Annotated in this window: 18 protein-coding genes; 1 reads left to right on the top strand and 17 read right to left on the bottom strand. The window is 41.4% G+C overall.

All coding sequences use genetic code 11. From position 1 onward, the window contains the following. The first annotated feature begins 157 nt into the window (after window positions 1–157). The gene (locus AC1Q59_RS11585; protein WP_492365976.1) at window positions 158–931 is read left to right on the top strand and encodes an SGNH/GDSL hydrolase family protein; all 774 of its coding nucleotides are present in this window, start codon (window positions 158–160) and stop codon (window positions 929–931) included. 139 nt (window positions 932–1,070) lie between these two features. Here the strand turns inward: AC1Q59_RS11585 and AC1Q59_RS11580 are convergent, their stop codons facing one another. The 17 genes from AC1Q59_RS11580 to AC1Q59_RS11500 form a co-directional block, all read right to left on the bottom strand. After that, window positions 1,071–2,261 (bottom strand): CaiB/BaiF CoA transferase family protein, encoded by a 1,191-nt coding sequence (locus AC1Q59_RS11580; protein WP_492365975.1) that lies wholly within the window; start codon window positions 2,259–2,261, stop codon window positions 1,071–1,073. A gap of 18 nt (window positions 2,262–2,279) precedes the next feature. Beyond that, window positions 2,280–2,771 (bottom strand): MaoC family dehydratase, encoded by a 492-nt coding sequence (locus tag AC1Q59_RS11575; RefSeq protein WP_492365974.1) that lies wholly within the window; start codon window positions 2,769–2,771, stop codon window positions 2,280–2,282. A 12-nt stretch (window positions 2,772–2,783) separates the two neighbouring features. Next, the gene (locus AC1Q59_RS11570) at window positions 2,784–3,944 is read right to left on the bottom strand and encodes an acyl-CoA dehydrogenase family protein (protein WP_492365973.1); all 1,161 of its coding nucleotides are present in this window, start codon (window positions 3,942–3,944) and stop codon (window positions 2,784–2,786) included. 32 nt (window positions 3,945–3,976) lie between these two features. Next, window positions 3,977–5,473, bottom strand: a complete 1,497-nt coding sequence (locus AC1Q59_RS11565) for a tripartite tricarboxylate transporter permease (RefSeq protein ID WP_492365972.1) — start codon at window positions 5,471–5,473, stop codon at window positions 3,977–3,979. 16 nt (window positions 5,474–5,489) lie between these two features. Further along, window positions 5,490–5,915: a tripartite tricarboxylate transporter TctB family protein gene (locus AC1Q59_RS11560; protein WP_492365971.1), complete on the bottom strand. Its 426-nt coding sequence runs from the start codon at window positions 5,913–5,915 to the stop codon at window positions 5,490–5,492. 60 nt (window positions 5,916–5,975) lie between these two features. Next, window positions 5,976–7,028 carry a Bug family tripartite tricarboxylate transporter substrate binding protein gene (locus AC1Q59_RS11555; RefSeq protein ID WP_492365970.1) on the bottom strand — a complete coding sequence of 351 codons (1,053 nt, stop codon included), beginning with the start codon at window positions 7,026–7,028 and terminating at the stop codon, window positions 5,976–5,978. 23 nt (window positions 7,029–7,051) lie between these two features. Continuing rightward, window positions 7,052–8,992, bottom strand: a complete 1,941-nt coding sequence (locus AC1Q59_RS11550; protein ID WP_492365969.1) for an FAD-dependent oxidoreductase — start codon at window positions 8,990–8,992, stop codon at window positions 7,052–7,054. A 32-nt stretch (window positions 8,993–9,024) separates the two neighbouring features. Next, complete coding sequence (locus AC1Q59_RS11545; RefSeq protein WP_492365968.1) at window positions 9,025–9,741, bottom strand: GntR family transcriptional regulator; 717 nt, start codon at window positions 9,739–9,741, stop codon at window positions 9,025–9,027. An 835-nt stretch (window positions 9,742–10,576) separates the two neighbouring features. After that, window positions 10,577–11,446, bottom strand: a complete 870-nt coding sequence (locus tag AC1Q59_RS11540; RefSeq protein WP_492365967.1) for a DUF6282 family protein — start codon at window positions 11,444–11,446, stop codon at window positions 10,577–10,579. Between the two features lie 12 nt (window positions 11,447–11,458). Beyond that, window positions 11,459–11,623, bottom strand: coding sequence for an acyl-CoA dehydrogenase family protein (locus tag AC1Q59_RS11535; RefSeq protein WP_492366092.1), 165 nt, complete (start codon window positions 11,621–11,623; stop codon window positions 11,459–11,461). A gap of 462 nt (window positions 11,624–12,085) precedes the next feature. Then, window positions 12,086–12,871 carry an SDR family NAD(P)-dependent oxidoreductase gene (locus AC1Q59_RS11530; RefSeq protein ID WP_492365966.1) on the bottom strand — a complete coding sequence of 262 codons (786 nt, stop codon included), beginning with the start codon at window positions 12,869–12,871 and terminating at the stop codon, window positions 12,086–12,088. Window positions 12,872–12,949: 78 nt separating this feature from the next. Continuing rightward, window positions 12,950–14,113 carry an NAD(P)/FAD-dependent oxidoreductase gene (locus AC1Q59_RS11525; protein ID WP_492365965.1) on the bottom strand — a complete coding sequence of 388 codons (1,164 nt, stop codon included), beginning with the start codon at window positions 14,111–14,113 and terminating at the stop codon, window positions 12,950–12,952. 396 nt (window positions 14,114–14,509) lie between these two features. Continuing rightward, a complete protein-coding gene (locus AC1Q59_RS11520; RefSeq protein WP_492365964.1) occupies window positions 14,510–15,706 on the bottom strand; it encodes a sugar diacid recognition domain-containing protein in 1,197 nt (398 codons plus the stop codon). 103 nt (window positions 15,707–15,809) lie between these two features. Then, window positions 15,810–16,595, bottom strand: a complete 786-nt coding sequence (locus AC1Q59_RS11515; RefSeq protein WP_492365963.1) for an SDR family NAD(P)-dependent oxidoreductase — start codon at window positions 16,593–16,595, stop codon at window positions 15,810–15,812. 42 nt (window positions 16,596–16,637) lie between these two features. Continuing rightward, window positions 16,638–17,390, bottom strand: a complete 753-nt coding sequence (locus AC1Q59_RS11510; protein WP_492365962.1) for an amino acid ABC transporter ATP-binding protein — start codon at window positions 17,388–17,390, stop codon at window positions 16,638–16,640. 34 nt (window positions 17,391–17,424) lie between these two features. Then, window positions 17,425–18,081: an amino acid ABC transporter permease gene (locus tag AC1Q59_RS11505; RefSeq protein ID WP_492365961.1), complete on the bottom strand. Its 657-nt coding sequence runs from the start codon at window positions 18,079–18,081 to the stop codon at window positions 17,425–17,427. A gap of 94 nt (window positions 18,082–18,175) precedes the next feature. Further along, window positions 18,176–19,330, bottom strand: coding sequence for a saccharopine dehydrogenase family protein (locus AC1Q59_RS11500; RefSeq protein WP_492365960.1), 1,155 nt, complete (start codon window positions 19,328–19,330; stop codon window positions 18,176–18,178). Between the last annotated feature and the right edge of the window lie 57 nt (window positions 19,331–19,387).

Genomic DNA, 19,387 nt, shown 5'->3' with positions numbered 1-19,387 from the left:
CGTCTACTGTTGTCTCTTATTTTATACTGAAATTTGTATTTTGGTAGACATTTTTTGTAATTTCCATAATCTGTTTGAAGCATCTAAAATTACTAATCAAATGAGAGAATAACTTTTGATAGAATAGAAGGATAGACAAACGGGGGTTCTGAAATTTATGAAAGCGACGATTATTAGTGTATTAGCCATCGCCTGTGCAGCGGTCCTCGTCCTTGGCAATATCCATTGGGACAAGAAAACCACTGTGGCCGTTGAGCCAGAACAGGTCACACAGGCAGCTAGTGAACATAAAGCATCAGCAGCAGATCATCAGACACAGGATCTGCTATCCTATGCATCCAACTGGCCAGAAAAGAGCCAGGAGCAATTCAAACAAATGCTTGAAGAAAACCAGCCTTTTCATATTATTATTGCAGGATCAGAAAGCTTAGCAGCAGAAAACAAAGGCTGGCCGAACATGGTCAAAGCAGGTTTGGAGGAAACTTACGGTGGGGCTGTAACAGTCGATGTCCTGGAATATGACATGAATTCAACCCAATTCGTTCAGGAGGGCAAACAGCAGGAATTAGCCGGAGACATGATCATTCTCGAACCATTTACCTTAAAGGATAACGGTGTCGTCCGAATGGAAGATTCCATCTCCAATCTTGAAACCATCATCAATGATGTAACGGCTGCCCATCCAAATACCGAATTTGTCATCCAGCCGCCGCATCCTTTATACGACGCACGGTTCTATCCGATCCAGGTCAACCAGCTGAAGAAATTCGCGGAAGATCATCAACTAACCTACCTGGACCACTGGAGCGCATGGCCTGACGCAAAAACGGAAGAAATCAAAGACTACCTGCTCGAAGATCAAAGTGCACCAAATGAACAAGGCCATGAAATCTGGGCCAAATTTGTCGAGGATTTTTTAATCAAAAAATAAGCAAACACATTTTACGTGTTTGCTCTGTGAATAGCTCCCGCTTGGGGGCTTATTTTATTCTCAACAGCCTTTTAGGATTCTCTTACCATCCTGAGATGGACTGCTTAAATTACTTTTTAAATTAATTCTCACTTTTTTCTTAAATAACCCCGCGTCCCTGCAATTCCTCAAACTCATCCTCTGTCATCCCAAGAACCTCTTTATATACCTCTTCATTATTTTCCCCAAGCTTAGGTCCCTGCTTATATTCCGGACGATGGCTGGATACTTTAATCGGCGTTCCCAGCATTTTCATATCGCCAAAATTTTCATGCTCGACATGAACGATCATTTCTCTTTCGGTCATAAGCGGATGTTCCATCGCTTCTTTTACCGTATTCACAGGAGCAGCTGGGACATATCCGCTTAAGAGGTTCATCCATTCATCCGTCGTTTTCTTTTTAAATATCTCGATTAATATAGGAATTAAGCGATTCTTATTGGTATATCTCCCCTGAAAATCTTGAAAGTCCCTATCCTCTGCCAGTTCTGGGACGCCTAGTTTCTCGCACAGGATCGGGAAGAACTTTTCCTTATTACACATGATGACCAGGTTCCCATCCTTGGTTGCAAATAATTGGGAAGGGACTAGAGTTGGGTGGGCCGATTGCGTCGTCCGTTCCGGTTCATACCCTTTATTCAAGTGCCAGGTCGCTAAATAATTTAGGAAAGACGCCGAGGTATCAAACAAGCTGACATCGACATCGCTCCCGATCCCTTTTATTTTTGCCTGAAATATCCCAACCATTAAGCCAAGTGCTGCCATTACGCCTGTGGAGAAATCCATCATCGAGATGCCATATTTCGTTGGCGGTCCTCCTGGTTCTCCTGTTAATGACATATGGCCTAACATGGCTTGGAATAAGTAGTCATAGGCTGGGTGGTGCTTCATTGAACTATTGGTCCCGAATCCGGATAAGGAGCAGCAGACAATGCCTGGATTTATTTTTCCAAGTTCCTTATAGGTAATGCCCAGCTTTTCAGGCACATCTCCGCGCAGGTTATTAAAGACCGCATCCGCTTTCTCCACAAGCCTGTGAAAAATCTCTTTCCCTTTGGCAGATTTCAGGTCCAGGGTAATGCTCTTATGATTGCGATTAAAGGTTTGAAAAAATAAACTATCGTTATTTTCCGAATAGGGAATAACACGCCTTGCCATATCCCCCTGTGAGTGCCGATCCTCAATTTTTATCACATTGGCCCCAAGATCTGCTAGATGGAGCATGGCAAAGGGGCCGGCCCCATATTGGGTAATAGCGAGAATGGTTAACCCCTCAAGTGGTTTTGTCATGATACCTCCTCCCTAGATCTATTTATGGGTATAAGGTCGTGCTGCGTATTCCCGTTTTGGCACTAAAATTTTTCTTTTAAGTGTCAAGACATCTTCTTCTCTTTGATTACTGACAATCGTTTCCACATAGACAATGCCGCGGTCGTTCTTGCTTTTGGACTCCCATTTATCTAACACATTTGTTCTTGCATACAGTGTATCCCCGTGAAATGTCGGGCCTAAGTGTTTAATATTTTCATATTCAAGCATGGCGATGCAGGCGCCGCTAATATCATTGACCGTCATGCCTACGGCTACGGAAAAAACGAGGGTGCCGTTGACCAAATTTTGTCCAAATTGGCTTTGTTCCGCGTAATGTTTATCAATATGCAATGGATGCTGATTCATGGTTACTAAACTAAACATCGTGTCATCAGCCTCATTGATGGTTCGCCCTGGCCAATGCATAATCGTATCTCCGACATGAAAATCCTCGTAAACTCTTCCGTATGGTGTATGAATGATGCTCATCGTATCTCTCCCTTAAATTTTATATTTTTCAACTAACCCTTTGCTGATAATGATTCTTTGCATTTCATTTGTTCCTTCGCCAATCACGAGCAATGGTGCGTCACGATAGTAGCGTTCGATGTTAAAATCTGTTGTGTATCCGGCCCCTCCATGGATTCGCATGGCTTCAGAAGCGAAATCGAACGCAGCGTCTGTCGCGAAAAACTTCGCCATCCCCGCTTCTAGATCACTTCTTTCACCTTTGTTCAATTTCATGGCCGCATTGATGGTTAGCAATCTGGCTGCCTCCAGCCTTGTCCCCATTTCCCCCAATTTCAGCTGGATCGCTTGATGTTCACAAATTGGCTTGCCAAACGTTTTTCTTTCCTGGGCATAACGGATGGAATCTTCAAAGGCTGCTCTGGCTAATCCAACCCCGCGGGCAGCTACATTAATCCTACCAAGCTCAAGTCCGCCCAACACCTGCTTAAATCCTTTCCCCTCTTCTAATCCAATCAGCTGATTAGCCGGAACTTCAAAGTCCTCAAACACAATCTCACAGGTTTTGATGCCTTTGTATCCTAATTTTTCGATGTCTCTTTCCACTCGGAAACCAGGCTGTCCCTTTTGAACGATGAATAAGCTGATTCCCTTATATCTTGGCTGGATCGCCGTATCCGTTTTGGCAGCTAGAATAAAGGTATTGCCATGGCGGGCATTGGTAATCCACATCTTGCTTCCGTTAATGATATAGGAATCTCCTTGACGAACGGCCTTGGTTGACATGTTTTGCACATCGGTTCCTGCATCTGCTTCGGATAAAGCTAATCCGCCGCGGGCCTCGCCCCTTGCAAGTTGTGGAAGGAAGGTTTCCTTCTGCTCCACTGTTCCAAATTTTTCGATAATATAAGCCATAATTAAATGACTATTCAGGATCCCGGCGACACTCATCCAATGTCTAGTAATCTCTTCGATGATCAATGCATACGTCACATAATCTAACCCGCTCCCGCCATAATGCTCAGGAATCGTAAACCCAAAGAAACCAAGATCCTTCATTTTTTCAACAAGCTCGTGCGGGTATTCGTCGTTTTTCTCCATCTCTCTTGAGATCGGGTCAATCTCTTTTTCGCAAAAGTTGCGTACCATGTTGAGGATTTGCTGCTGATCATTGGTTAATTCTATTATGCTCATTTGTTTACCTTCTTCCCTTTTAATTAAAATCGTTACTTCTTTGTTTTTCGTCTTTCTTGAATAATTGGCACAAAGAAAGTGATAAAGGCTAGTGCAAAGAAAATTAAAGATATCGGTCTTGTAATTAAATACGATGCCAAATTCATAAATCCTTCTCCGCTAATAAGGAGTGTCCGATTCAATTCCCCTTCAATTTGCGGTCCTAAAATGAGGGCGAGGATAAAGGGAATCGGCGAAAACCCGTACCTATTTAAAATGAATGCCAACAGACCTGAAATAAACATGACTAGAATGCTAAAAAAGTTATTATTGATAGCAAAAGCACCTACGACACTTAAAACGATGATACATGGACCAAGAAAGAAGCTTGGCACTTTTAAAACATACTGACTGACATTGACGATAAGTGAACCAGCAATAAACATCACGATTTGTAAAAGAAGAAAAGAAACAAAAATGAACCAGACAAATTGCGGATCATTATTAAATAACGCAGGGCCTGGCCGGATTCCCTGGATAACGAGACCGCCCATAACAGCAGCAGCCGCAGCCGATCCAGGTATTCCAAGTGTTAGCGTAGGAACTAACGAGGCCCCTGTTACGGCATTGTTTGCACTTTCTGATGCAACCACACCTTTTGGATTCCCATTACCAAACTCTTCTTTCCCTTTGGCAGCACGCTTCGCCTCATTGTATCCAATGAAAGTCGCAACTTCCGGGCCGACAGCAGGTGTGATCCCTAAAATACTTCCAACAATTCCGGACCGGAACATGGTTGGAAGTAATGAAGAAAATTCCTTCCATTTTAAATAGAATCGTTTCTTAATTTTATGCATTTTCCCCATAGGTTCTTGGCTGTTTAACATCATCGTTAATGCCTCAGGGATGGAGAAAACCCCAATTAAAACGGGGATTAATGGAACTCCTTCAAAAAGGTTCAAATTTCCGAATGTATATCTTGGTGATCCAAACTGGGGATCTGCCCCGATCGTGGCAATAAACAATCCTAAAGTCCCCATGATGAGTCCTTTTAATAGATTGCCAGAAGCTAGAGAAGCAACAATACTTATGCCAAATAAGCTTAGTGCTAACATTTCTGGCGGTCCAAATTTCAAAGCAATCATCGCTAGCAATGGTGCACCAATCATGAGGATGATTCCACTCAATAATCCGCCAAACGTGGAGGCATACACAGTTAATAACAGGGCCTTACTCGCTTCTCCCTTCTGAGCCATGGGATAGCCATCAAACATCGTTGCTGCAGATGCAGGGGTTCCGGGAATTTTTAATAAAATAGCAGGAATACTGCCTCCAAAAATTCCGCCACAATACACAGCAGTTAATAAGACAATGGCTGCTTCACTTCCAAGATTAAAAGAAATTGGCAGCATTAATGTAATACCCATGGTAGCTGAGGCACCAGGAAGGGCTCCAATAACAATACCAATCACCATTCCAGCGATGGCAAAGAATAAAATTTGCGGGTCAAAAAAACTGACAACAGCATTTGTAAGCAACGATAACTCCATATAATTCCTCCTTTAATTATGGAAGAGGAACATAGAAAACTTTAGCGAATAGTAAGTAGACAATGCCGACTGTTGCAAAACTCGCTACCAATCTCCAGCCCCAATGCCAACGGCTCTTAACAAATGTCATTAAGGTAAAGATAAAAATCCCTGATGAGACAATGAACCCCAAAAAGTTCATGATGAAAAGATAGCCAATGATGATAAGTAAAATAGAAATTGTCTTTTTCGCTTTTTCCTTTGAAATTTCTTCCTGGTTGTTCATTGATTTATGGCTTCTGAATAAAAGCAAGATCGAAAGTAAAAGCAAAAATGTAAGAATGATTTTTGGGTAGGCAACAATCTGCTCATCCATTGAGGAAGAAACAACGAAGTAAAAAACACAGAAAATAATAAATAACACCGCTAGCCAAAAGTCGTGTTTGGTTAATATCCCTTTCAAAGCTGACCCCCCTTTGTGAATCTTTTATAGGTTAGAAGGCCTCAAAAAGAGGCCTTATTTTTATGGGTTTGCTCCAGGTTCTAATCCTAAATCACTGATGATTGCTTTGTATTTCTCAGCCTCCGACTTTAGTTTTTCCTGAGACTGCGCACTGTTTAAAGCAGAAATTTCTAAACCTGCATTATTAAAGTCTTTCGCTGTTTCAGGATCTTCCAATGCCTTCATGAAAGCCTCTTCTAATACATCGATATGTTCTTGAGGGGTGCCCGCTGGAGCAGCGATCATTCGCCAAATATTAAATTCGATATCGTAGCCTTGTTCCTTAAAGGTAGGGATTTCAGAAAAAGTATCAACCTTTTCAGGAGTAGAAATAGCCAGGCCTCTTAACTCCCCGGATTTATAATAGTCAATGATTTCACCTGGATATTGCGTCCCGGAATCGATATCCCCGGCTAGCAAAGACTGGGTTACAGGTGCCCCGCCCTGATAAGGAATCCGAGTTAGTTCAATCCCTGCTTCTTTTTCTAATTGCAATTTAACAAAATCGTTTGTTGTCCATACCGCTCCGATTCCGATCGTCGTTTTTCCGCTTTTTGCTTTATTGACAAAATCCTCAAGTGACTTGATAGGGCTATCATTTTTTACAGCAAGAATACTTGGGTCTGCATTAATTTGCACAATTGGGGCAAAGGAATCAGCATTATACTTGATGTCGTTTAATAACATTTCATCGGTAATTGTGTTTGGAATGACGACTCCAAGTGTGTAGCCGTCTGGTTTTGATGTGGCAACGGAAGTAACACCGATTGCTCCAGACCCGCCTGTTTTATTTTCAACAATAATTTTTTGGCCTAAGTATTTTTCTGCATGTTTGGCAAACAGCCGAGCCGTTACATCAACGCCGCCGCCCGCTGGATACTGAACAATTAGCCGTACTGGCTTTTCAGGAAACCCGTCGTTTTTGGCCGTTTCTTGCGCGGGTTTCTCTTGCTGATTTGTGTTTTCATTTGTCTTTGTCTCCGTTTTTTCTTGGGCAGTATTTGACGCTGAGCCACATGCTGCAAGGAAAATCACCATCATTAAGACTAAAAAACTTAAACTGAACTTTTTCATCCTGTTACCTCCCTAAAAAAATATTAAATGTTTCTCGCTGTTAGATGTGCCTCATATATGCTTGCCAAAAGCTTTCTCGGTGCATAGCTATCGCCAACGTTATAACATTCGTAATTTTCAGATATTTCTTTATACAATTCTTCCCTTGGCTTATTTTTATTTACCATAACGAGATGATCACATGGAATCTCCTTGCCTGAACCGCCAAATACATCTTCAATCACGATATTTTCTTCATCAAGTTGGCTAATTTTATGCCCAGGAATAAAGGTTATATTGTTAAACTTCCTTATTCTTCGATTAACACCAATCCAGCTTACATAATTGACATCCTTAGCCATATGGGTTTTCTTTGTTACGATTGTGACTTGATCCGCTTCTTGGGCAGCTCTTTCTGCTAGGGCGTAAGGAGGAATATCTCCGTCATCATCAAAAATGACGACATTCCCGTTCCATTCTTGCTTATTTGCTGCATCCTCGAAAGAGATAATTTGATACCTTGAGTCTGCTTTTTCAGGAAGGTTCGGTTCTGAACCAGCAGAGATAAGAACCACATCAGGTTTTACCTCATCAATGAATGGCTTATCAATTAAGTGATTTAAATGGACATCCACACCATGTAAAGTTACTTGTTTAATTAAGTAGTCCAAAGTCTTTTGTAAATCGCCTCTTCCAGGTAGCTTGGCAGCGGCAACAAGCTGTCCGCCTAAATAAGATTCCTTTTCATAAAGATCGACTTTATGGCCTCGTTCGGCGGCAATCCGTGCAGCTTCTAGTCCAGCTGGCCCGCCTCCTATGACCATTACTCTTTTTATTTGGGCGGCTTTTTCTAATGTCCCAATACCTAGCTTCTCTTCGTTACCCGCTGCCGGATTATGAATACACATTAGAGGCTTGCTTGCATGGATTTCTCCCCAGCAAAGATTACAGGAATTACATTCACGTATTTCATCATTCCTGCCTGCTAATATTTTATTTGGCAGCTCTGGATCACTAATCAGCGCTCGGCCCATGCCAACAATATCGATAATGCCTTCAGACAGCAGTCTTTCGGCCGTTTCAGGATTTGTAATTTTGCCCATTCCCATGACCGGAATATCACCGGCAGCTTCTTTGATCCCTTGTGCAAGATGAATAAACGGGGTTTCAGGAAAGTGCATATCTGGGACATGATATTCAAGACTAAAGCTGAAATTCCCCTGGCTGACGGCAAAATAATCTAAGGAGCAGGATTCCCGGAAATGCTTAACAATTTGTTTGGTATCTTCCAGATTGAGACCCTCGTCCACATATTCATGAACAGTAAGCTTGATCCCAATAATAAAATCCTCGCCGCATCGTTCCCTGATGCTATTAACGATCTCTACTACGAATCTTGCCCGATTTTCCAAGGACCCGCCATATTCATCCTGTCTTTTATTCGTCCATGGCGATAAAAATTGCGTAATAAGGTAACCGTGCGCACCGTGTAAGGAGATGCCATCAAAACCAGCTTTCTGAAGATTCTCTGCCGAATTCACAAATCCATCGATCACTTCCTGTATTTCCTCTACTGTCATTTCATGCGGAACGGCATTGCTTAATGGACAAGGAAGGGCGGAAACTCCCCATGGCGACATCGTTGGGCTCCATAGCTGCTGTCGGCCGACATGCCAGAGCTGACCTAATAAAATCGTATCATTTTCATGCACAATGTCAGCAATCATCCGAAATTGAGGGATATTCTCCTTTTCATAAGCTGCAGGAACATGAGGCTGCGGTAAGGAAGTGGGATGAACGGAAAGACCTTCAGTTATGATGAGGCCCACCCCTCCTTTTGCACGCTCGGCATAAAATCTTGCCGCTCTTTCACTCGGCACATGATTATCAGAGTAGTTATTGACCAGTTCAAGCATCGCCATGCGGTTTTTCACTGTTTTATTTCGTAGTTTATAAGGCGAAAATAGGGAAGGATATTCAGCCAACTAAAACACCTCTTGCTTTCATATTTTTAGATTTAATAAGGATATAGATTAACCGTGTAATTGTATCTTTCAGAATGGTTGTAAACATTAACTAGGTTAATAGGGGTTCCATCGGGTTCATAGATAATGACTTCCGAAAATAATACAGGGGCACCTTTTGGAATTTGAAGCTTTTTTGCTACATAGGCTGTGGCGGGTACGGCAAAGATTTTCTGTGTTGCATTGTGTTGAATAAAGCCATAGTTTTCAAACAGCTCAACAAACGAATGGTCTTTTACATCTTCTCTCTTAACAAATTTAGCCACCTTTTCCGGGAAGAAATTCTCCACGTAACTCATGATCTCGCCGTTTAAAAGCCGGGTTCTTTCCACTTTTGTGATTTTCTTTCCATAGGCTAGTTTTAATTTTTCCTGTTTTTCTTTCGATGGTGACATTTTCTTGATTTTAATATCGCAAACCTTTGTACTCATTTGCTGATACATTATATCTTCAATATGGCCATTAAAAGTAATGGGCTGCAGTTTCACCGAGTCACTGACAAACGTCCCCACGCCCTGTTTGCGAACAATCAATCCCTGCTCCTCTAGCAGCTTCAAAGATTGTCTGATCGTTACCCGGCTGACGTTTAATTCACTGCTCAACTGTTCTTCCGTTGACATTAATTTACCTTTTGGATAAGTACCGCTAATAATCCTGTTTCTAAGCATATTGGCTATTAAAAAATAACGAGGTATAGGTAAATTGCCCAAGAGATTCCTCCCCTCTTTTTTTACTATGTATATGGTTGTATGAACAATAATACAACTGAAAAGTGATAAGTCTCTTATTGAAAATTTCTATGGGGATATCAACTTATATTAGTTTTTTAGGAGGATGTTACAGTATTTGGTATTATTGGTAGATTGCAGGGATACCAATTTAGATTTTTTGGTTTTTCTGAGACTGGTTGGGGTGACTAGGTACCTTTTTCTTGGGAGCTTTGATTTTTCCGTCACTAGTTGGGGTAACTAGTTACCTTTTTCATTGAGGATTCGTAATTTCCGTCACTAGTTGGGGTAACTAGTTACCTTTTTCTCGAGGGCTTCACGATTTTCGTCACTAGTTGGGGCATCTAGTTACCTTTTTCACGGGAGCTTCGCGATTTTCGTCACTAGTTGAGGCATCTAGTTACCTATTTCGTTAAGGATTCGTAATTTCCGTCACTAGTTGGGGTAACTAGTTACCTTTTTCTTGGGATCTTCGACTTTTTCGTCACTAGTTGAGGCATCTAGTTACCTTTTTCGAGGGGGCTTCGCGATTTCCGTCACTAGTTGGGGCATCTAGTTACCTTTTTCATTTAGGATTCGTAATTTCCGTCACTAGTTGGGGTAACTAGTTACCTTTTGGAGGGATCTTTCCATTTTTCAGGCACTAAATGATGCTACTAGTTTCTCTTTTAAAAGTTCATTCTATTTTTCCAGCACCAGTTACTATAACTAGTTACTTTTTCTCGAAGTCTTACATTTTTCTAGAATTAGTTGCCCCTACATCAGTTTTTCAGAGACAAAAAAAGCACCCTAAAAAGAGTGCAAAATAAGAGTTTGCTTATTCGATTCCCAACAGCCACCTAGGATTCTCTTGCACCATCCTGACAATCTGGTCTTCGGCTACTCCAGCGCCCAACAGCTCTTCAACAAACCGATTCAAAGCATGTACGGGCGGTTCGTTGTGGGACTGGCCGTAATCGGTCACCAATACGCATTGCTCATGGCCGATCACATCGATGGTTCTTGCCATTTCTTCGATCGTTAAGTCATTAAAATCTGGACCGCAGGCTAGAAAACATTTTTCAATCATGCAGCCGAGTGAGGCAAAGTACTGCTGATCTTCTAGCGGGGTTTTGGCAATCCCCATATCGGCATGCTGAACCAGGATTTTTTCTACTCCCGCTTCCTTTGCAGCGCGAATGACCGTGTGCTGATCCTTTAATGACAGGTGGCCTGTTGCCAGGATAGCATCGTATTGCTTGATCAATTCAAAGATGGCATGAACTTCTTCTTTTAACACGCCATCTCTTTCAATCGAAATCGTCGATTCTGATAGCAGCGGGTTTCCGCTAAAGAGATTCGTCTTGCTGCCAGCAAAGTATTTCTTATGCTGGCTGGATGAAAGCGTAGGAAACCAGACAATCTTCCCGCCCATTTTTAAAGACGTCTCGACTGCATGGGGATTCAGCCCGCCGACATGCTCATTCAAGACAATCCCTCCGAACACATTCATTGCAGGCTCTTTTTCCTTTAAAAGAAACGCCCGCTCCGCTGTCGGTGTTTCATGACTCTTGATCACAAAGCCGCCCATCTTTGCCTTTTTCGCATCTTCTAAAAGCTCCCAATCGGTTTGTTTCCGTTTGAAAATACTTGGATAGCTATGAACATGCAGTTCATATGCTCCTTCTAGCAAAGGATTAAATTCCATAATAACCACCTCTTAATTAATTAGTGCAAAGCCTTTTTTAATTTCTTTGCCAATGGTGTTTTTTAAGATTTCATTACTTCCCCCAGCAATTTCATAGGCCTTGGCGTCCCTTAAATATCTTCCAAATGGAGCATTGACCGGTTTGGGTTTAAAACACTTGCCTATGATTTTACACAAAACCAAGGACTTGACTCAACTAGTTACTCTTTTCACAGGGGCTTCCGGCACCAGTTGGGGCATCTTGTAACTTTTCGGACAGGAGCTTCGCTTTTTCAGCCACTAGTTTGAATAAATTACGCTCTTTTTAAAATGCCACTGTAATAACTAAATATTGATTTTACTGTGTTCGAAAAATAACAGAGAAAAATCCGTTTAAATTTGGAAATGCTCCTATTTCCTTAAAAATAAAGGAGGTTTTTCCGGTTATGTTATCCTAATCCTTGGTTTTGTCTTATTTAGAGCAGTTAATCGGAATATCTCCCTTTATTTCTGCTTTTTAAGGTCCAACTAAATACATTAGCAGGAAATCCTCCGCCTATGAATTCTCATACCTACGCGAAAATCAACAATGTATAATAACAGCTCCTTAAAAATAAGAAAAATCCCTCCCAAAATTTCCAGGAGGGATCACCAATATCCTTAATCAAACATAATCGGACGAGCAATTTTATTAATAGCCGCTCCATCCACCATCAGCGTATGTCCGCTAATATATGAAGCTTCATCAGAACACATGAACAAGGCTGCGTTTGCAATATCATCTACTGTTCCAATCCGGCCTAATGGCTGGAAATCAAGTGTTTGTTTGAAACCCTCTTCTGGATCTTCTAAGCTGGCAAATGTTTGTTTCAGAAGGGGAGTATCGACCGTACTTGGACACACGGCGTTTACACGGATATTGAGCGGACCGCAATCCAATGACATTTGTCTTGTTAAGGCCGTCATTCCGCCCTTGGAAGCCGCATAGGCAGCCAAGCGGGTGATCGTTTTTTCTGCATGCCAGGAAGCAATGTTGACAATCGCACCCCCGCCGCGCTTTTCCATTTCAGGAATACTATACTTAGAGCATAGGAAAGCACCGGTTAAATTCACACCGATGACCTTTTGCCACTCTTCCAGGCTTGTGTCCTTTGCTGATTTACGTACATTGACGGCAGCGTTATTCACCAATAGGTCAATGCCGCCAAATTTGTCAGCTCCAGCTTGAATCATCGCGATTACCTGGTCCTCTTGGCTCACATCTGTTTTAACAAAAATAGCTTCTATATCCTCCTGCGCCAGCTGATCTACGACTTTTGCGCCTAATTCTTCGTTAACATCCGCGAGAATGATTTTTGCTCCATTTCTGCCGAACGTGCGGGCAATCCCTTCGCCAATTCCTTGGCTAGCTCCCGTTACAATCGCTACTTTGTCTTTTAATCTCATGATATTCTCCTCCGATTTCTATTAAAATAAATGCTTCAATATCTATAAATACATTCGCTTTTTCCTTTTTCTTTCCTCTTACAAAATCGCTGTCTCAAGGATTAACTCATTTTTCGCAAAACGTTCAATCGAAAGCTGTGATAGATCAATGGTTTCATAGTTTCCACGGCAGATTAATTCAGCTAAGCCTTTGCCTGCGGCCGGTGCCTGCTGGAATCCGTGTCCGCTAAAACCAGTAATAATATAATAGCCCTTCATATCAGGGTGACCGCCGATGATGGCATTTTGATCAATCGTATTATAATCATATAGGCCAACCCACCCGCGTTCTAGCTTCATCTGCTCAAAGTTTGGACTTCTTTCAGCTAGGATTGGCCAGATGCTCTCTTCGAAGGAAGCCTTCTCCAGCACAAATTCGAAGCTGTCTGGATCCTTGTGGGGCAATCCCGTGATGATTTTCTCCCCTTCACTTCGAAAATAAATCCCCGTTGGATCAAAGGTAAGCGGAACCCTTTTCGTAAATTTCTTCGTAAGATCCAGACAATATACCTGATAACGGAACGGCCGTACCGGAATCTCGATTCCAATTGTTTGGCTCATTAAGCCAGACCAGGCACCGCATGCATTGACCACAATCGATGATTGAATTTCCTTACCAGATTCCAGCTTTATACCAGTAATTTTCCCGTTTTCCGCCTGAATCGACTGAACGGCTTCATAAATATACTCTACGTCTAAACTCTTAGCATTTTTCACAAAGAATTGGAGAACGGTATACGGGTCCATTGTTCCTGCATCGGTGTCGAACACGGCACCAGTTAAGTCTTCAACCCTTAGTTCAGGGACTAACTTTTGAACGTCTTCAACCGAAAGCTCCTCCATATGGGCCCCTAACCGATTTTGCATTTTGGCATTTTCTATGTAGTTAGACATGTTGTCCTTCGTACCTAAATACAAATATCCATGCTGGGTAAAATGGATTTGCGGCTGCTCCCCGTCTATCGCCATATCTCTTTCAAAGTTTTTATAGAATTCTAGGCTATCACGGGACAATTGAATATTGACTTCTGTTGAAAAAGACAAACGAATACCACCCTCACTTCGCGGGGTTGAGGCGTATTCATACATTGGGTCCCTTTCAAAAATAGCGATACTGCCTGTAAAACCATCCTTTCTCATGTGAAAAGCAAGGCTCGAAGCCATGATCCCCCCGCCTACAATGATACAATCGTATTTTTTCAATTTGATACATCCCCCTTCTGCCATATAACTGCTAATTTTTTCACCAGAATCTTTTATTTCGTTTGAAATGCTATTTAAAATTCGAAAAATATACACAAAGAAGAGATTGATAACGTTTACATAAGTGGTAGGCAAAGGAGTTATTATGGTTTCAAGTATAACTTTTCACTTATTAATCCGGTATGGAAAAAATTCATAAAAATATGGTTATTTTTGATGTTCAATCTGGTCATTTTTCATAAAAACCTTGGGGGAGTTTTTAAACTGACAATCGGAAGTTTTTCATAAAAAAAAAGCACAACCAATGCTGATTGCGCTTTTTTTGTTGGGAAGCAAGAAAAGTTACTCCCACCACCATCTCTATTCCGGCTGATAAAACTTTTTTCTTTCCCTCTATCAAACCTTCCCTTTAATAGCCAAATAGAGCAACAAACAGTGTTCGAAGTTGGCGGGATCTAGTGTGGTCAATTGTTTGATTTTTTCTAAACGATGGATCAGTGAGTTTCGATGGATGTATAAGGTCCGGGCGGTTTCACTTAGATTCATACTGCATTGGCAATAGACGATAAACGCCGAGGCAAGGGTCTGGAAGTTGGTGTGATTCAGGAAGGGTTGAATTTTTTTATGCAGTTCATTCAGCATGTTCGGGGGCAGCTCATTTGTTACGATTTCTAATGAGATTGCCCAGTCATTGTAATAGTAAACTTTTGGAGTGATGTTTGTCCTTTTTCCCGCCCTCAAGGCCCTTAAGGAATTATCATAGGACTCTTTTATCCCCTGTACGCCTCTTCCCAGGTTTCCGATAGATGCTATGGCTGCGGATTTGTATTTTCTTTCGAGGAATTGATTGAGCTTGCTCATTTGCTCATCGATTTTTTTAATAAAAGCTTGATCAATTCCCTTTGCATCTATGGCCACAAATAGGCCATACTGTTCTAGGTTCGATTGTCCCAAGAAGCTTTCTTTATTCCAGATAAAGTGATGGTTTAATAGTTCCAGTAGTTCCTGCTGAAACTGATGTAAAGATAGGATAGAAGAGTCGCTAGCAGGAATATTCGATGATAGTCCTTCAATCTCAATCATGATACAAACCCGATCTTTAGATAAATCATATCCAAGCATTTTCCCGTAATTCATGATTCGCTCTTCATTTTCAGTTTGACCGTCGAAATCATATATGTATTGAATTAAGGTATCCAGTGTTTTCTTTTCTAAATCATTCATTTCCGATTTCAAATATTGAAAACAGAGCATTTCAATATGATTCTTTACCAATTGGATATATTTCTCCGTTTCCTCTGCTTTCCCAATCACTCCGATAGCCCCAATGGCTTTGTTATTTACAATGATCGGCGCGCTTGATCCTGGAAAAATACCAGGCAGATCAACGACATCCCTTGGTGTCCAATGGAGCATTTTCTTTTGTTTAATGACTTCTAGCGATAATTTGTCAAATAACCCAAAGCGAGCAGGATCATTGACACCAATTAAATATCCCTTTTCATCAGCAATGCTCACCTGATAACCAATTATTTTACTGGTTTCATCAGCAACCGTCTGGGCAATTTTTTCAAGGAACATAGTATCCTCCATTCACTAGATTTCCTTTATTATTATAATAGGAGGAATTATTTATTTCAATATTCATAATATTAAAAAATCCCTCCTTATTAACAGGGAGGGATCTGCGAATAATTTAATCGAACATTAACGGACGGGCAATTTTATTAATCGCTGCTCCGTCGACCATTAGGGTATGGCCGCTAATATAAGAGGCTTCGTCTGAACACATGAACAGGGCTGCATTGGCAATATCATCTACTGTTCCAATCCGGCCTAATGGCTGGAAATCAAGCGTTTGTCTGAATCCATCTTCTGGATCTTCTAAACTCGCAAATGTCTGTTTCAAAAGTGGTGTATCCACCGTACTCGGACACACGGCGTTTACACGAATGTTGAGCGGGCCGCAATCCAATGACATTTGTCTTGTTAAGGCTGTCATTCCACCTTTTGAAGCCGCATAGGCAGCTAAGCGGGTAATCGTTTTTTCCGCGTGCCAGGAAGCAATGTTGACAATGGCTCCACCGCCGCGCTTTTCCATTTCAGGAATAGAATATTTTGAGCATAAGAACGCACCAGTTAAATTGACGCCGATCACTCTCTGCCACTCTTCCAGGCTTGTGTCCTTTGCTGATTTTCGTACATTGACGGCAGCATTATTCACCAATAGATCAATGCCGCCAAATTTGTCAGCGCCAGCTTGAATCATCGCGATTACTTGGTCCTCTTGGCTCACATCTGTTTTGACAAAAATGGCCTCAATATCCTCCTGTGCTAGCTGATCAACGACTTTTGTGCCTAATTCTTCATTGACATCTGCGAGGACAATTTTGGCCCCATTCCGGCCAAATGTGCGGGCAATCCCTTCGCCAATTCCCTGGCTGGCTCCTGTTACAATAGCTACTTTGTCTTTTAGTCTCATGTATATTTCCCTCCTAATTTTCTATTCTTTCAGTTCTTCCCGTTATTCCCCACTTACCATCGAAAGGAACCTCTTTGTTCTTTCTTCCTTAGGCTGACCAAATATTTCTTCAGATGTTCCCTGTTCGACAATTACTCCGCCGTCCATAAAAATGACTCGATCCGCCACTTCCCTGGCAAAACCCATTTCGTGTGTTACAACAACCATGGTCATTCCTTCTTGAGCCAAATCCTTCATTACTTGTAAAACCTCTCGAACTAGTTCTGGATCCAATGCAGAGGTAGGTTCATCATATAGCATAACTAATGGATTCATCGAAAGTGCCCGGGCAATGGCTACTCTTTGCTGCTGTCCGCCTGAAAGCTGAGATGGATAATGATCACAGCGCTCCCTAAGACCAACTTTTTCAAGCAAGGGTTTCGCTATTTTCATGGCCTCCTCCTTGCTTTTCCCTTGAACAACAATCGGGCCTTCCATCACATTTTCAATGGCCGTTTTATGATTGAATAAATTGAAACTCTGAAAAACGAAGCCTGTTGTTTTTCTTAGCTCTCTTATCTCATTTTTTCTGGCGCGATTTATTTCTCCTGCAGCTACCTCATGATTTCCAATTTGAATGACCCCATCAGTTGGTTCTTCTAAAAATGTCAAGCAACGTAATAATGTTGACTTTCCAGACCCACTTGGACCCATTAGTACGACCACTTCACTTTTATTAACAGAAAGATCAATTCCTCGAAGGACTTCATTATCGCCAAATTTCTTTTTAAGATTCTTTATCTGAATGATGCTCATATCCATCTCCCTTTTTTCCAAATTCAAGTCATTATTAAATTGAAATATGTTGAGAGGCGCGCTTTTCCATCTTGTCCAACACAACCGTTAGTCCAGTAATGAGAACCCAATAAATGGCAGCAGCTAATAAATAAATCGTTAATGGCTCAAATGTCTTTGCAATGAGTAAGGAGGACATTTGCAATAGTTCTGTTACCGTAATAACCGATATAAGTGAGGTATCTTTAATAAGGATAATAAAGGAATTTGACAGTGTCGGAATAGCAACACGAAGACTTTGCGGCAGAATAATCCTACGCAATGCTTGCACGTAAGTCATACCGAGTGATACTGCAGCTTCCATCTGCCCCTTATCAATGGATAAAATCGCTGCACGAAAGGACTCTGATAAATAGGCACCTGCGTTCAAGCTTAAAGCGAGAATTCCAGATGGAATTGGATCTAGCTCGATATTGATTTGCGGCAATCCGTAATAAATAACAAAGACTTGCACCAATAAAGGAGTTCCACGAATAATAGATACATACGTTCTAGCAATGACCTCTAAAGGTTTAATCTTAGATATTCGTGCTAATGCCGTAAAAAATCCTAGAAAAAGTGCAATAATAATTGAAATGACTGCTAAGAAGATAGTCATTAAGGTTGCATTTAATAAAGTTGGTAAGGAATCAATAATAATTGATAGATTCATTACGTTTCCTCCAATCTAACAAGCTTGCAGTATTATGAACTAATATTTAGGCTTTGTTGAAAGATTTAACAAAGCCTAAATATCAAAAAGATCCTTAAACAAGTACTTCTTCTCTAAAAGCGATTTCAACACCTAGTGATTTTAGCTCTTCTACAAACGGATTGAAATGTTCATTAATAATTACATTTTCAATTGGTACAATGCCAACAGCATTGATCTTTCCTTCTGCAATCCAATTGGCCAATAGCATAGCTGGCAATGCCGTAGTCTTAGCCATGGATGTAATATTTCTTTTATGATCATATAAATCAACCATCTCCCATGTGTACTTGGTCGGATTACCATTTTTCTTACCGCTTACTTCAACCCGCACTACCGTAATATCTTCTTTGGAACTTCCTTGCAGCTTTGGTGATAAAACTTTCTCTGCAAAAGCTCTTGGAGTTATGTAATGTCCATCTATTTCTAGGGGCTCATCATTTAGGAATCCTAATTCAGCTAAAACCGCCATCTTATCCCAATGACCTTCGTAACGAACAGTTTTCTCATAGAGCTTTTTCACTTTATCTTTGAGTGTGTAGGCTGTACTGTGAGCGTCTGTTACGACAGCTTCACACTTTCCGACAGGCTCAGGGAATGTTAATTTTTCCAGGCCAGAAAGGGGAGGTAATTTAATAAGCTCTCCATTCTCGGCCGCTAGTGCTGGTCTTGTATATAGACCTAATACACTTTCTAATCGAAAAACAACCTGGTACCATAGTGGAGGGGCTGGAAATCTAGGAATCCCGCCACAAATCATGACAGCTTCATCAGCCTCATCTAATAATTCAATTCCTTGAGCCGCTAAAAAATTGGTTATTCCCGGCGCTACCCCACAACCTGGCATAATAATTACGCCGGCTTCTTTTGCTGCCTCATCCAGTTCCATTTTCTCTTCAAACTTGGATCCTACTAAATCGACAAGATGGCATTTGGCGGAAATCGCTGCTTTAATAGCTGGTAAACTTAACGAGTGCGGCAAACATGCCACCGCAACGTCAGCTTCTTTTAACACCTTTGCAATATCTTCCTCGGTTTGGAGTGATGCTACTTGGCCAATAACCTTTGGATTATCAGCAATTTCTAAGCATCTTTGAATACTAGCCTCAACACCATCGACTGCTGTTACGGACGTAATATTTGGAAACTTCGCTAACTCGCTTACTACGGTTGTTCCTATCATTCCCGTTCCTAAAACAACTGCGCGCATACTGGACTCCCCCTGTTTTCTTAGATTAGAAGAAACTTGAAGACTCTTATCTTCTTT

This window comes from Cytobacillus sp. MT66 (assembly GCF_058792595.1).
Note: the sequence above shows the minus strand (reverse complement) of the source record. Positions and strands in the feature narration are given on the sequence as shown.